Origin of the sequence: Lentzea flaviverrucosa, from assembly GCF_003350445.1 — a bacterium.
Lineage (GTDB): Bacteria > Actinomycetota > Actinomycetes > Mycobacteriales > Pseudonocardiaceae > Lentzea > Lentzea californiensis.
In genome coordinates, this window is the sequence record NZ_QQAU01000014.1 from 126,178 (window position 1) to 140,954 (window position 14,777).

Here is a 14,777-nt window from a genome sequence, read left to right on the forward strand (position 1 = left end):
GATCAGACCGCGGCCTGCGGGACCGCGCGCTTGCGGCCGGCCATCAGCGGGAGCACGGCGGAGCGGACCCGGTCGGACACCTCGTCGGCGTCTCCCTCGGCCTCGACCACCACGTAGCGGTCCGGATCGGCGGCGGCCATCTCGCTCAGCAGCCGCTGCACGCGCCAGTGGTGTTCCGGGCCGATGCCCTTGGCGTCGGCGCCGGGGCGGTCGAGCAGGATGGTCAGGTCCGGGCGCAACCGGCCGGTGGCCCAGTCGACCAGGCCTTCGAGCTCCTGGTGTTCCAGCGAGCTCGTGGCGGTGAAGTGCGCGAGCGGCGAGTCGACGTAGCGCTCCATCACCACGACGGAGCCGTTGTCCAGTGCCGGGCGCACCTGCCGTTCGACGACGTCGGCGCGGACGGCGGCGGCGACCAGCGCCTGAGCGCGCACGCCTGCCAGTTCGGCGGACGACAGCATCGTGCGCAGGCGACGTTCGTCGTGTTCGGGGTCGGCGGCCAGCAGCACGTCGAGGCCCTCGGCGCGCAACGCGGCGGCCAGGCGGCGGGCCTGCACCGACGTGTCCTCGCGGGTGTCGCCCTCGACCGCGATCAGCATGCCCTTGGTGTGCCGGCGGCCGCGGATCGCCGCGAACAGCGACGACAGCACCGGCTCCTCACGGCGGTCGTCCATCTGCCGGTACGCGACGAGGCCCAGCACGATCGCGATCACGGCACCGCCCAGCATCACCGGACGGCTCGCGTCGACCTCCATGGGCTGGCCGAAGACGCTGACCTGCCGCTTCTGCAGCAACGTGAGCAGCAGCGGCGCGCCGCCCGACGCACCGAACAGCACGACCTTCAGCAACGTCTGGATCAGCGCGACCGTGCGGCCGCGCATGTCGTCCTGGACCTGCGAGCCCACGATCGTGAGACCGGTCAGGAACGCCACGCCCGCGCACGCGCCGACCAGCGCCACCATCAGCAGCGCGATCCACAGGTGCGGGGCCAGCGCGACCAGCGCCAGCGAGATGCCGGCGAGCACGATCGTGACACCGAACAGGCGGTTGTAGGCGAGGCGCTGCGCCAGCCGGGGTGCCGTCGCCATGCCGGCCGCGAGCCCGATGAACACGGCCACGAACAGCAGGCCGAACGTCGAGGCGCCGCCCAGCAGCGACAACGCGTAGTTCTTCGCCGTCCCGATCACGACACCGGCTGCGGCGAACGCGCCGATCATGCCGATGAGCAGGCCCCTGACCAGCGGCGTCCGGCCGGCGAACCGCAGACCTTCGCGCAGCATGGCGACGAAACCGGGCTTGTCCTCGTCTTCCCTCTTGCGGGTCGAGACGACGCGGCCGGAGAGCTCCGGCAGGCGGGTCGCCACCAGGACCGCCGAGGTGAAGTACAGCAGCCCGTTGATCACCACCGCGATCGTCGCGATGTTGAACTCCAGGTTCCCGCCCTGCAGGTTCAGGTACGCGGGGATGCCCGAGATCAGCGAGTAGAGACCGAACCCGCTGATCGTCGAGATGCCGTAGGTCATCACCAGGCCGAGCTGGTTCGCCGACTCCACCTGGTCGGGGCGGCGCAGCAGGTTCGGCACCGCCGACTCCTTGGCCGGGATCCACAGCATCGCGCAGCAGCCGACCAGGAAGTTCGCGACGAAGAGCCAGATCGGGGAGCCGATCAGCGCGATCGAGATGAACAGCGACCCGCGCAGGACGTCGCAGATCACCATCACCTTGCGGCGGTCGAACTTGTCCGCGAGCACACCACCGATGGGCGCGAAGAGGATGCCGGGCAGCAACTGGGTCAGCACGACGAGCGGCAGCGCGAACGACTGCCACTCGTAGCTCTTCATCATCGCGGAGACCAGACCGGTCAGCGCGAGCAGTGACAGCCAGTCACCAACGCTGCACAGGTAGGTGACGAGCCAGAGCCTCCGGAACGGCCTGATGGCGAGTACCGATCGAAGCCGGTGAACCGTGGACACGCTGGACTGGGCCTGCCCTGCCTGGCCTGCCTCGGTCGCCGGTGTGTCCGCGTCCTGAATTTCAGTCACCCCTAAGTCGCCACTCCCGTGCGGTCAGCGTAACCGGATGTGGTGATTCAGGATGCCGGACTCACAGCACAGCTAGCTGAAGATCGCTCCGAGAATGCTGACCAGGACCAGGACGAAGAACCCGATGACGACCAGGCAGCCGATGAACGCGGCCACGCCGCTCGTCTGCTTGGCGGGCTGCTGTTGCTGCTGTTGTTGTTGCGGCGCAGACATTTGGTACGTCGGCGCGAACTGCTGGACCGCGTACTGGTGCGCCGGTTGGGGCGCTCGCTGCGCCCGGCCGCGCGGCCGACGCTGCTCCTGCTGCATCTGCGACCAGACGGCCTGCCGCAGTTCCTCCGTCGGCTCAGGAGGTGTAGGCACCGCCACACGTGACCTGAGAGACGTCCACTGAGGAGCGACGAACTTGTCAGCCGTCACCAGCCCCGCGAGAGGGTCCGGGTACAGCCGGGGAGGCGGCGGGGCCTGAGTCCCGTCGGGTCCGAACTCGTTGATCGGCACCGCCACCCCCTGCTCAGCTCTTGGACTTGGCCGGAGCCTTCTTGGCCGCGGGCTTCTTCGCCGCCGGCTTCTTGGCCGGAGCCTTCTTCTTGACCGGGCCCTTGGCGCGCTTCTCGGCCAGCAACTCGGCCGCCCGCTCGTCGGTGATCGACTCGACGCTGTCCGTCTTGCGCAGCGACGCGTTCGCCTCACCGTCGGTGACGTACGGGCCGAACCGGCCCTCCTTGATCACCATCGGCTTGCCGGACACCGGGTCGTTGCCCATCTCGCGCAACGGCGGAGCGGCGGCGGCGCGGCCGCGCTTCTTCGGCTCGGAGTAGATCTTCAGCGCCTCGTCGAGCGTGACCGTGAAGATCTGGCTCTCGTCGACCAGCGACCGCGAGTCCGTGCCCTTCTTCAGGTACGGGCCGTAGCGGCCGTTCTGCGCGGTGATCTCGGCGCCCGTCTCCGGGTCCTTGCCGACCACGCGCGGCAGCGAGAGCAGCTTCAGCGCGTCGTCGATCGTGATCGTGTCGAGCGACATCGACTTGAACAGCGAGCCGGTGCGCGGCTTCGGCGCCTTCGCCTTCGACGTCGTGCCGTTCTCCGGCGCCTCGGGCAGCACCTCGGTCACGTACGGGCCGAAGCGGCCTTCCTTGGCCACGATCTCGTTGCCCGAGACCGGGTCGGTGCCCAGCGAGCGACCCTCCTGCGGCGTCGAGAAGAGCTTCTCGGCGATCTCCGCGGACAGCTCGTCCGGCGCCAGGTCGTCCTGGACGTTCGCGCGCTGTGCGGCCCCGTCGACCTCGCGCTCCAGGTACGGCCCGAAACGGCCGACGCGCACGACGACCGTGCGGCCCTCGGCGTCGCTGAACAGCGGGATCGAGTTGACCTCACGCGGGTCGATGTCCTCGACACCCGTGCCGACCAGCTTCTTCAGGCCACCGGAACGGCCGATCGAGCCGTCCGGGCCGACACTGCCGCCGAAGTAGAACCCCGACAGCCAGTTCGTGCGGCCCTGACGACCTGCGGCGATGCCGTCCAGCTCGTCTTCCAGCGCCGCGGTGAAGTCGTAGTCGACCAGGCGGCCGAAGTGCTGCTCCAGCAGCCCGACCACGGCGAACGCGACCCAGGACGGGACCAGCGCCGCGCCCTTCTTCCACACGTAACCGCGGTCCTGGATGGTGCTGATGATCGACGAGTACGTGGAGGGACGGCCGATGCCGAGCTCCTCCATCGTCTTGATCAGCGACGGCTCGGTGTAGCGCGAGGGCGGCGAGGTGGTGTGACCGTCCGCGGACAGCTCCGCGATCGTCAGGTCCTGGTCCTTGACCAGCAGCGGCAGGCGCGACTCCGCGTCGTCCGACTCGCCACCGGCCTCGGCGTCGACGGTCTCGACGTAGGCCTTGAGGAAGCCGGCGAACGTGATCGTGCGGCCGGACGCGGCGAACGTGACGTCCTGGCCCGTCGCGGCGCGGCCCTGGATGCGGATGCTGGTCGTGTTGCCCCGCGCGTCGGACATCTGGGACGCGATCGTGCGCTGCCAGATCATCTCGTAGAGCTTGAACTCGTCCGAGTCGAGCTCGGCGGCCACCTGACCAGGCGTGCGGAAGACCTCTCCGGCCGGCCTGATCGCCTCGTGGGCCTCCTGCGCGTTCTTGACCTTGCGCGTGTACTGGCGGGGCTGCGGCGAGACGTACTGCGCGCCGTAGAGGTCCGTGGCCTGCGTGCGCGCCGCGTTGATCGCCGTCTCCGACAGCGTCGTGCTGTCGGTTCGCATGTAGGTGATGTAGCCGTTCTCGTACAGCTTCTGCGCCGTGCGCATCGTGCGGTCGGCGGAGAACCGCAGCTTGCGGCCCGCCTCCTGCTGCAGCGTCGAGGTCATGAACGGCGCGTACGGCTTGCGCGTGTACGGCTTCTCCTCGACCGAGGAGACCTTGACCGGCGCGTTCTGCAGTCCGGCGGCGATGGCGCGGGCCTGCGCCTCGTCCAGCACGGTGACGTCGGCCTTGCCCGTCAGCTTGCCGTCCGAGCCGAAGTCGCGGCCCGTCGCGAGACGCGTGCCGTCGACGGCCACGAGACGCGCGCCGAACTGGCGCGGAGCCGCGTCGGCACCGGCGTCCATCTGCGCGGAGATGTCCCAGTAGCTCGCGGAGACGAACTTCATACGCTCGCGTTCGCGCTCGACGACCAGACGCGTCGCCACGGACTGCACGCGGCCGGCCGAGAGCTTCGGCATGACCTTCTTCCACAGGACCGGGCTGACCTCGTAGCCGTAGAGGCGGTCGAGGATGCGCCTGGTCTCCTGCGCGTCGACCAGGTCCTGGTCGAGGTCGCGGGGGTTGGCCGCGGCGGCCTGGATCGCGGACTCGGTGATCTCGTGGAACACCATCCGGCGAACCGGGACCTTCGGCTTCAGCGTCTCCAGCAGGTGCCAGGCGATGGCTTCACCCTCGCGGTCACCGTCTGTCGCGAGGTAGAGCTCGTCGACGTCCTTCAACGCCTCCTTGAGCTCGGAGACCAGCGACTTCTTGTCCGCGGAGATCACGTAGAGGGGCTCGAAGTCGTGGTCGACGTCCACGCCGAGCCTGGCCCACGCCTGCCCCTTGTACTTCGCGGGAACGTCAGCGGCACCGCGCGGCAGGTCCCGGATGTGTCCCCTGGAGGACTCCACGACGAAGTTGGCGCCGAGGTACGAGGCGATCTTGCGCGCCTTCGTGGGCGACTCGACGATCACCAGTCGTCGGATGCTGCCCTCGCCTCCGCTGCTCTTCTTCGTCCGTGTCGATCCAGCCACTCGCCGTCCCGCTCTCTTCCAAACCCGGTTCCCAGGCCCGCCAGTGTTGCCCAGCGTCGGCCGAAAAGCACACCATCCGTCATGTCTCCGCGACGCCCGTACGACGAGACAGAGTGACACAACCATGCCGGACGGCCCGCTCAGGCCGCCGGCCAGGTGCTCATCGCCACTCCCTGCGGAGGGCTTCCGACCAGTTCAGCGAGCCGCGCCAGCCTCCTTCGGCCGGTCACCCGCAACGCCGGAGCCCCTACCAGGGTGCACGGAAGTCCGGATGCGAGCAGCGCATTTTGCAACGGTGCGTGTGTCTGCGGTGCGTTGGGGTCCAAACCGAGCAGGTACGCGGACTCCATCCAGCTGCCTGCGGCCAGCGCCCAAACGCGCAGCACTGCTCCGTTCAGCTCGAAGTCCGGCGGCACCGTTTTGACAGATCCGTCCAGCCAGCGGGCGGCCAGAGGGGTGAGGTCGGTGCGGAACGGCGTGCGCACGAAGTGCGTGCCTTCTTCGTTGACGCACAGCTCGGTGGTGACGCCGCGCTCGGCGCAGGCCTGCTTGAGAGGACGCAGCCGCCACTCGTCGCGCAGCTCGGTGTACACGCGGGCGGCTGTACCGCGCGCGAAGCTGACGGCCTGACCGGGCCCGCAGAGGAAGCCGGCGAGGTCCGCCTTGGCCGGGGTGCGTGCCTCGGCCGAGAAGAAGGACAGCTGCCCAACCACGGCCAACAGGGTAGAACAGACGTTCGAGTGTGACCAGTGGGACAACTGTTACCGTCCGGCCTCCTGGCCCTTGGACTTGATCTCCGTGCACGGCTGCGACTTGCCCAGGGCGTCGGAGTACTTCGGCCGTTTCTGCAGCTCCTGGAAGGTCGCGCGGAGGTCTTCCGGACTGGTCACGACGTTGGTGTCGGCCAGCGCCTTCTCGGCTCCCTCCAGGAACTGCGCGTTCGGTTCCAGGGCCTGGACGGGCGCCTGCGCGTCGCCGTACGACTTCGCGGACTCCGCGACGAACCTGACCAGCTGTTCGTGCACGTTCTCGAGGTCGTCCTCGGGCGCGCCGAGCTCCTTCAGCCTCTTCTCCGCGCCGGCGAACGCGGTGGCGTTGGACGTCAGCAGCCCGAGGTAGGCGGTCTTGACCGCGGCGAAGTCCGCCGGGTCCTGTTCGCGCAGCTCGAGGCCCGCTTCCAGACCTGGGAGGACACCTCCGCAGAACGCGTCCACCCACTGCCGCTGGGTGTCGGTGATCGGCTTGTCCGCCTCCGAACCGCAGGCGGTCAGCACGACGGCACCGGTCAGCACAGCGAGCAGGCGTGTCCTCATCTGACCTATTTTGCTCGGGCCGTCGCCTGCCAGTCCGCGCACACCTTGTTCGTGCGGAACGTCTCGGCGTACGTCGGGGTGCCGGCGATCTGCTTGAACAACGCGGTGGCCTGCTCGCCGGCGTTGCCCATCTCCACGGCGACGGCCTGCTGGTACCGCTCCAGGAACACGTCGTTCGCCTCGAGCGCCTTCAGCCGCGCGGTCACCCGGTCGAAGCCCTCTGCATCCTTCCGCAGCTGCTTGACCAGCCTTTCGTGCATGCTCTGCACGTCGGATCCGAGCGGGCCGAGCTTCTCGACGCCGTCCGCGATCTGACGGTGCGACGCCGCGGCCAGTGTGGTCCAGCGCACCACGGACTCCTTGGCCGCGGCCATGCCCGCCGCGGCGACGCCCTGCAACTGGCGTGACGCGATCGCCGAGACACCCATCGGACCGCAGTACGCCTCGAACCAGGCCACCGGATCGGCGCCGGGCACGTCCGCCGTCGTGGTGGTCGTGGGAGCCGCCAGCGGCACCGGAGCAGGCGGCGGCGTGCCGCAGGCGGCCAGCGCGGCCATGCTGAACACAGCAGCGATCGACAAACGTGCGTACACGGCGAATCCCCCAGGAACCGTCTGACCAGATCGCCGAAAGGTACACGTTCGGGTGATCCAGTCAGACGGGATTTCCGGGAGTCAGGGCGTGGGAGGAGCCGCCTGCAGGCTCTGGCAGTTCGACGCCTTGCGCGCCGCTTCCGCGAGACCCGTCTCGTCGAACTTCTTCTGCACGTCGGCGCCGGCCTTCTCCAGCTCGCCCGCCTTCGCGACCATCTCGGTGAAGGCGGTGACGACCTCGGTCGGGTCCGTCGACGAGTCCAGCTTCGACTTGGTGTCGGCGAGCACGGTCTTGATCTGCCACATGCCGTCCTGCGCGGCGGTGGCCAGCTCCTTCGACTTCGGGTGCGGGCCGTTCTCCAGGTCCCTGAGGTCCGCGATCGACTTGTCGACCGCGGACACCTTGGACCCGAGCCAGTCCGACAGGCCCGACTTGAGCTTCGACGGGTCGCTCATGTCGATCGGCGGCTCGTCGGCCATGGTCTTCACGGTGCCGTCGACGGTGCCGCAGACCTTGTCCATCCACGCCACGACGTCCGCCTCGCTGGCGGCGGTGGGCGTCGACGAGCCTCCACCGGTGCACGCGGTGACCGCGAGCAGGCAGCTGGTCATGACTGCGATGAGTGTGCGACGCATGGGCCGGAAGCTACTCCGAACGGCCTCGCTCAACTCGTCGGCGTGACGTTGAGGCGCTGCATCTCCTGGCACTTCTGCGCCGACTGCGTGGCCTTCTGCAGCTCGGGGACGTCCTTGAGGTCGCGCAGCGGGTCGGCGAGCTCGGCGAGCTTCGCGATGGCCTCTCCGGCGGCCTGGAGGCCTCCGGTGGCGTTGTTGGCGTCCGCCTGCTCGACCTTGACCTTGGCGTCGGCGAACACGGTGCTGAGGGAGGTGAACGCCTCGCTCATCTTGGTGACGGCCTGCTCACCGCCCTCGACGGGCGACGGGCCGACGTTCTTCAGGCCCTCCGCCGACTTCGCGAAGGCGTCGGCGAGCTGGCCCATGTACGCGGCCATCTCGGCCTTGAGCTTGGCGGAGTCGCCGGCGTCGAGCTTGGGGGCCGTCTTCTCGATCTTGGCGAACTCGGATGCCGCACCGCACACCTTGTCCATGTAGGCGACGGCCTGGGGGTTGGCCGCGCCGCTGGTGGGCGTCGGAGAAGTGCCGGAGTTGCCGCCGTTGGTGCACCCGGCCAGCGCGAGGGCGGCAACAGCGGCAGTGGCGACGAGGCTGCGCCTCATGTCGTAACTCCTCGGTCGGGGTACGTCGGGGGAAGACCCGAACGTACCCCGACCTGAGGTGGATCTACGCGGCGCCGTTGCTGACGGTCTCCGCGGGAGAGTCCGCGATCGAGGTGCCGCGGCGCTTGGACACGACCACCGCACCGACGATGATCAGGGTCGCGACCAGGGCGATCGCGATCCGGATCGGGTCGGACGCGTTGTCACCGATGGAGAAGGTGACGATGGCCGGCGCGATCAGCACCGAGACCAGGTTCATGACCTTGATCAGCGGGTTGATGGCGGGGCCGGCGGTGTCCTTGAACGGGTCACCGACCGTGTCACCGATCACCGTGGCGGCGTGGGCGTCGGAGCCCTTGCCGCCGTGGTTGCCGTCCTCGACCAGCTTCTTGGCGTTGTCCCAGGCACCACCGGAGTTGGCCAGGAACACCGCCATCAGCGTGCCGGTCGCGATCGCACCGGCGAGGTAGCCGGCCAGCGGGCCGACGCCGAGGCCGAAGCCGACGGCGACCGGGGCGAGCACGGCCATCAGACCCGGGGTCGCGAGCTCGCGCAGCGAGTCCCTGGTGCAGATGTCGACGACGCGGCCGTACTCCGGCTTGACCGAGTAGTCCATGATCCCGGGGTTCTCGCGGAACTGGCGGCGCACCTCGAACACGATGGCACCGGCAGCGCGCGTCACGGCGTTGACCGCGAGGCCCGAGAACATGAAGACGACAGCCGCGCCGATGGTGATGCCGACGAGGATGTTCGGGCTGAACACCAGGTTGGTGAACGACACGGGCAGGTCGCCCGCGACGTTGCCGACCTTGGCGATGGCCTGCTCGATCGCGTCGCGATAAGAGCCGAACAACGCCGTCGCGGCGAGCACCGCCGTCGCGATCGCGATGCCCTTGGTGATGGCCTTGGTGGTGTTGCCGACCGCGTCGAGCTCGGTGAGGATCTGCGCGCCCTCGCCGTGCACGTCACCGGACATCTCGGCGATGCCCTGCGCGTTGTCGGAGACCGGGCCGAAGGTGTCCATCGCGACGATGACGCCGACGGTCGTGAGCAGACCACAACCGGCGAGCGCGATCGCGAACAGCGACACGATGACCGAACCGGAGAGCAGGAACGCGCCGTACACGGCGGCACCGATGACCAGTGCGGTGTAGACGGCCGACTCGAAACCGACCGAGATGCCGGACAGGATCACCGTGGCGGCACCGGTCAGCGAGGTCTTGCCGACCTCCTGCACCGGCTTGTGCTCGGTGCCGGTGTAGTAGCCGGTCAGCCAGAGGATGACGCCGGCCAGCACGATGCCGATGATCACCGCGACGGACGCGATGAGCGCCGGGTTGCCGCTGGTGGCCTTGACCGTGTCGCTGATGCCGTTGAGGTCCGCGAAGGAGCTCGGCAGGTACGTGAACGCCGCGATGGTGCACAGCACCGCGGAGATGACCGCGGAGATGTAGAAGGAGCGGTTGATGGCGGCCAGGCCGTTCTCGCCCGCCTTCGCCTTCGTCGTGTACACGCCGATGACCGCGGTCAGCACGCCGATCGCGGGAACGATCAGCGGGAACAGCAGGCCCTGCACGCCGAACGCGGCGGTGCCGAGGATCAGCGAGGCGACGAGCGTCACGGCGTAGGACTCGAAGAGGTCCGCGGCCATGCCGGCGCAGTCACCGACGTTGTCGCCCACGTTGTCCGCGATGGTGGCGGCGTTGCGGGGGTCGTCCTCGGGGATGCCCTGCTCGACCTTGCCGACGAGGTCGGCGCCGACGTCCGCGGCCTTGGTGAAGATGCCACCACCGACGCGCATGAACATCGCGAGCAGCGCGGCACCGAAACCGAAGCCCTCCAGGACCTTCGGGGCCTGGCCGGCGTAGACGAGCACGACGAGCGCCGCACCGAAGAGACCGAGACCGACGGTGGTCATGCCGACCACGCCACCTGTGCGGAACGCGATGCGCGTCGCCTTTTCGCGACCGCCTTCTTCGTTCGCGGCGGCGGCGACACGCACGTTGGCGCGAGTGGACAACCACATGCCCAGGTAGCCGATAGTCGCCGAGAACGCGGCACCGACGATGAAGAACAAAGATCGGCCGATTCGTTCGGCCAAATCATCTGCCGGTAGCGCGAACAGCAGAACGAACACGATCACGACAAAGATGCCGAGCGTGCGGAACTGCCGGTTGAGGTAGGCCGCTGCGCCCTCCTGAACCGCCTTGGCGATGTCCTGCATCTTGGGGGTGCCCTGGCCCGCGGCCAGCACCTCCTTGAGCAGCACGTACCCGACGGCGAGAGCAGCCAGGGCGACCACGGCGACCACGGCTACGACGCCGCGATCACCCCCGGAGAGCTCTAGGCCCTCCGCGAGGAATTGCCGGGACATCCGTCCTCCTGGTGAGTTGCCATGTGCAGCGCCAAGGCAGACCAGCCGCCCAGCGCGACGTGACGCATCCCTCATTGGATGCGATGAGCGGGGAGTCTAGGGGTTGCTTGCAACGAGGCAACGAAACGTCCCGATCCGTGCACACACCGTTATCTGCGCAGGAAGTCGAGTACGGCCCGGCCGGGACTGTCGGTGGTGTATGCGAAGCTCGATCTCGTGGTGGATCAGGGACGCCGGTTGCTGGACCGCGTGCTGGCGGGTGTGCCCGCCGGGGAGTCACCCCTCACGCACGCGCGTGATCTGCCGTTGCGGCAGGCAGATCACGTGGAGTGGCCTGCGTGGACGGCTCCCGCGGTCGTCGAGGCGTTCGTCGGGACCGGTGTGCGCGAGCCGTGGCGGCACCAGGCCGAGGCCGCTTCCCTGGCGTGGTCCGGGCAGCACGTGGTCCTCGCGACGGGCACGGCGTCGGGCAAGTCACTTGCCTACCAGTTGCCCGTGCTTTCCACTCTTTTGGCGGACACGAAGGCCACCGCGCTGTACCTGTCGCCGACCAAAGCCCTTGGGGCGGACCAGCTCCGATCGCTCCACGAGCTGGGGATCAAGGGGGTGCGCGCGTCGGCCTACGACGGTGACACCCCGATGGCCGAACGCGACTGGGTCAAGGCGCACGCGAACTGGGTCTTCACCAACCCGGACATGCTGCACCGCGGATTCCTTCCGCAGCACCCGAAATGGCTGCGGTTCTTCCGCCGGCTGAAGTACGTGGTGATCGACGAGTGCCATTCCTACCGGGGCGTTTTCGGTTCGCACGTGGCGTTGTTGATGCGACGCTTGAGGAGGATCGCGCGCAAATACGGCGCGGATCCGATCTTCGTATTGGCATCGGCCACTGTGGCTGATCCTTCTGGATCGGCGGAAAGATTGCTCGGCGTTCCCGTTTCCGCTGTCGTGGACGACTTCTCGCCGCGTGCGTCGCGCACGGTCGCGTTGTGGGAGCCCCCGCTGACCTCTCTGGAGGGTGAGAACGGCGCGCCCGTCCGGCGCTCGGCGGGCGCGGAGACGTCGCGCATCCTCGCCGACCTCGTCGTCGAGGGCGCACGGTCGCTCGCCTTCGTGCGCTCGCGCCGCGGTGCCGAGCTGACGGCGCTGGGCACCCAGCGGATCCTGTCCGAAGTGGACGACGAGCTGCCTCCCCGCGTGGCCGCGTACCGGGGCGGGTTCCTGCCGGAGGAGCGGCGGGCGCTGGAGAAGGCGCTGTCCACAGGCGACCTGCTCGGCGTCGCGACCACGAACGCGCTGGAGCTCGGCGTCGACATCGCCGGGCTGGACGCGGTGGTGGTGGCCGGTTTCCCGGGCACCCTGGCGTCGTTCTGGCAGCAGGCGGGCCGTGCGGGCCGGTCGGGGGCCAGTGCGCTGGTCGTGTTCGTGGCGCGCGACGACCCGCTGGACACGTACCTGGTGCACAACCCGGCCGCGGTGCTGGACAGGCCGGTCGAGGCGACGGTGCTGGACCCGCTGAACCCGTACGTGCTGGGTCCGCAGCTGGCCTGCGCGGCGTCGGAGATGCCGCTGACACCGGCCTGCCTGGACGACTTCGGCGGGCCGCTCGCCGAAGCGGTGCTCGCCGACCTGGTGGCGGAGAAACTGCTGCGCAAGCGGCCTGCCGGGTGGTACTGGGCATCGCACGACCGGCCGCACGCCGGGGTGGACATCCGCGGTTCCGGCGGCGACCAGGTGGCCGTCGTGGAGGCGGACTCCGGCCGGATGCTCGGCACGGTCGACCCGGGATCCGCCTGCTGGCAGGTGCATCCCGGCGCCGTGTACCTGCACCAGGGGCGTTCGTACGTCGTCGACGAGCTCGACCTGGACAGCGGTCTCGCGATGGTGCACCGGGAAGACCCGGAGTGGACCACACAGCCGCGTGACTGCGTGGACATCACCGTCGTCCAAGAGGTCGAACGCACCGACTTCGGCGGGGTGTCGGTCTGCCTGGGCGAGGTGGAGGTGACGACCCAGGTCGTCGGCTACCTGCGCCGGCTGCCGTCCGGCGTGGTGCTCGACCAGATCCCGCTCGACCTGCCGGAGCAGTCGCTGCGGACGCGCGCCGTCTGGTACACCGTCGACGAGTCGCTGCTGTTCGACGCCGGCGTGGAGGCGAAACGCGTCCCCGGCGCCCTGCACGCCGCCGAGCACGCGGCGATCGGCCTGCTGCCGCTGTTCGCGACGTGCGACAGGTGGGACATCGGCGGCGTGTCGACGGCCGCGCACCCGGACACGGGGATGCCGACGGTGTTCGTGCACGACGGCCATCCCGGCGGGGCGGGCTTCGCCGATCGAGGTCACTCGGCCCTGCGGGCCTGGCTGTCGGCGACCAGGGCGGCGATCAGTGCCTGCGGGTGCCCGATGGGCTGCCCGTCGTGCGTGCAGTCACCCAAGTGCGGCAACGGCAACGATCCGCTGGACAAGGCCGGTGCCGTGCTCGTGCTGGACGTGGTGCTGGGCAAGATCGCCTGACCGGGTGGCCGTTCCTTGGCTACCGTGGCGGGGTGAACGCATGCAGCTGCAACGCCGCCGACCGGACCCGCCGCGCCTGAGCGCGGCTGAGCCGGAAGCCCGCCGTGCCCTCGCGCGCGGCTGGGCCTGATCACTCCGCCGTGCCATCGCGCGGCAGGCCTGATCACTCCGCCGCGCCCGTCCCTTTCTGGCCACGGGTTCATTGGAGACTGCCTTGTTCACGCCCTTTTCCGACCTCGACGTCCTTCTCGCCGACCTCGTCGCGTCCGTGCGCGAGATCCTCGGCCCCACCTACGTCGGCGCGTACCTGCAGGGCTCGTTCGCCCTGGGTGCCGGTGACGTCCACAGCGACTGCGACTTCGTCGTCGCCTGCACCGAGCTGCCGTCCGGCGATCGCGAAGCCGGGCTTCGCGCCCTGCACGCCGAGATCCCGACCCGTCCCGGCCGCTGGTCGACGGAGATCGAGGGCTCGTACGCCGACGTCGAGTCACTGCGCTCGGTGGCAGGTCTCGGGGTTCCGTGGCTGTTCAACGACCACGGCACGCGCACCCTGGAGTGGGACCTGCACTGCAACAGCCCGCACACCCGCTGGATCCTGCGCCACCACGGCATCGTGCTGGACGGCCCGCCGATCACGGCGCTCGTCGACGAGGTACCGGCTTCCGTCTTGCGCTCATCGATGCGTGCCGAACTGCCGCATGTGCTGGAAGGCATCCGGGAGTGGGCGCCGATGGGCAACGCGTGGTCGCAGCGCTACATCGTCTCGGCTTACTGCCGCACGCTCTACACCATCCACACGGGAGAGGTGGAGTCGAAGCGCGGCGCCTTGTTGTGGGCGAAGAAAATGCTCGATCAGCGGTGGCACCCGCTGATCGAGCAGGTCTTGCAGGACCGGAACCTCGGCTGGCACGCCGACGCGGTTCCGCGGCCCGGATCCATGGAGGAGACCTTCGCTTTCGCTTCCTACGCGGAAGCTCTCCAGCTCTAGGTCTACCACTCTTCCCTCTAAGGTCTACCACTTTTCCCGTGGGGCGCGGCGGGGGCTCACGGGTACCCCCGCCGCGCTCTCCACGTGCCGAACACTGTTTTCCCGCCTGCTACCGCTTCGTGACCGGATCCCTTGGAACATCGGTGGAATCTGGTTCGTTCGTCTCGACAGGACACGCGGGAGGCGACGGTGTCGACTGTCTTCTGACGAACTCCGGGGAGGAGCCGGCTTCACCGACCGCGGCAGAGCTGGTGCTCTGCCACTAACGTCCTCGGTCCGGTCACTGGTGCGGGAGGCTGTCCTTCGGGGTGCGTGTTCGGCTTTTCGCCCGTTCCTCTGCCGGCCCCCGACGTGCGGGGTGCGGAGGCCGATCATCGGACCGGGCTTGGTGGAACGGCCGTGCAGGGCATCGCCTTCGGGGTTGTCGGGGAGAGTCCACGA

11 protein-coding genes are annotated in these 14,777 nt (G+C 69.0%); 2 read left to right on the forward strand and 9 right to left on the reverse strand.

Going from position 1 to position 14,777, the window contains the following annotated elements; all coding sequences use genetic code 11:
• Positions 1-2 precede the first annotated feature (2 nt).
• From DFR72_RS34420 to DFR72_RS34460, 9 genes are all read right to left on the reverse strand, one after another.
• A complete protein-coding gene (locus DFR72_RS34420) occupies positions 3-2,039 on the reverse strand; it encodes a bifunctional MFS transporter/dTMP kinase (RefSeq protein ID WP_090069880.1) in 2,037 nt (678 codons plus the stop codon).
• Between the two features lie 72 nt (positions 2,040-2,111).
• Positions 2,112-2,402, reverse strand: a complete 291-nt coding sequence (locus tag DFR72_RS34425; RefSeq protein WP_143086886.1) for a hypothetical protein — start codon at positions 2,400-2,402, stop codon at positions 2,112-2,114.
• A 151-nt stretch (positions 2,403-2,553) separates the two neighbouring features.
• Positions 2,554-5,316, reverse strand: coding sequence for a type I DNA topoisomerase (gene topA, locus DFR72_RS34430; protein WP_090069877.1), 2,763 nt, complete (start codon positions 5,314-5,316; stop codon positions 2,554-2,556).
• A gap of 140 nt (positions 5,317-5,456) precedes the next feature.
• Positions 5,457-6,029, reverse strand: coding sequence for a hypothetical protein (locus DFR72_RS34435; protein ID WP_170176537.1), 573 nt, complete (start codon positions 6,027-6,029; stop codon positions 5,457-5,459).
• A 48-nt stretch (positions 6,030-6,077) separates the two neighbouring features.
• A complete protein-coding gene (locus tag DFR72_RS34440) occupies positions 6,078-6,629 on the reverse strand; it encodes a hypothetical protein (RefSeq protein ID WP_114773860.1) in 552 nt (183 codons plus the stop codon).
• 5 nt (positions 6,630-6,634) lie between these two features.
• The gene (locus tag DFR72_RS34445; protein WP_114773862.1) at positions 6,635-7,222 is read right to left on the reverse strand and encodes a hypothetical protein; all 588 of its coding nucleotides are present in this window, start codon (positions 7,220-7,222) and stop codon (positions 6,635-6,637) included.
• 81 nt (positions 7,223-7,303) lie between these two features.
• On the reverse strand, positions 7,304-7,858 hold the full coding sequence (locus tag DFR72_RS34450) for a hypothetical protein (RefSeq protein WP_090069870.1): 555 nt from the start codon (positions 7,856-7,858) through the stop codon (positions 7,304-7,306).
• 29 nt (positions 7,859-7,887) lie between these two features.
• Entirely contained in the window at positions 7,888-8,460 is a 573-nt protein-coding gene (locus DFR72_RS34455) for a hypothetical protein (RefSeq protein ID WP_090069869.1), read from the reverse strand.
• A 64-nt stretch (positions 8,461-8,524) separates the two neighbouring features.
• On the reverse strand, positions 8,525-10,834 hold the full coding sequence (locus DFR72_RS34460; RefSeq protein ID WP_090069867.1) for a sodium-translocating pyrophosphatase: 2,310 nt from the start codon (positions 10,832-10,834) through the stop codon (positions 8,525-8,527).
• 216 nt (positions 10,835-11,050) lie between these two features.
• On the opposite strand from DFR72_RS34460, the gene DFR72_RS34465 reads away from it, so the two are divergent.
• Together DFR72_RS34465 and DFR72_RS34470 are read left to right on the forward strand one after the other, a co-directional pair.
• Positions 11,051-13,348, forward strand: a complete 2,298-nt coding sequence (locus tag DFR72_RS34465) for a DEAD/DEAH box helicase (protein WP_245983744.1) — start codon at positions 11,051-11,053, stop codon at positions 13,346-13,348.
• A 214-nt stretch (positions 13,349-13,562) separates the two neighbouring features.
• On the forward strand, positions 13,563-14,336 hold the full coding sequence (locus DFR72_RS34470) for an aminoglycoside adenylyltransferase domain-containing protein (protein ID WP_090069864.1): 774 nt from the start codon (positions 13,563-13,565) through the stop codon (positions 14,334-14,336).
• The last annotated feature ends 441 nt before the right edge of the window (positions 14,337-14,777 follow it).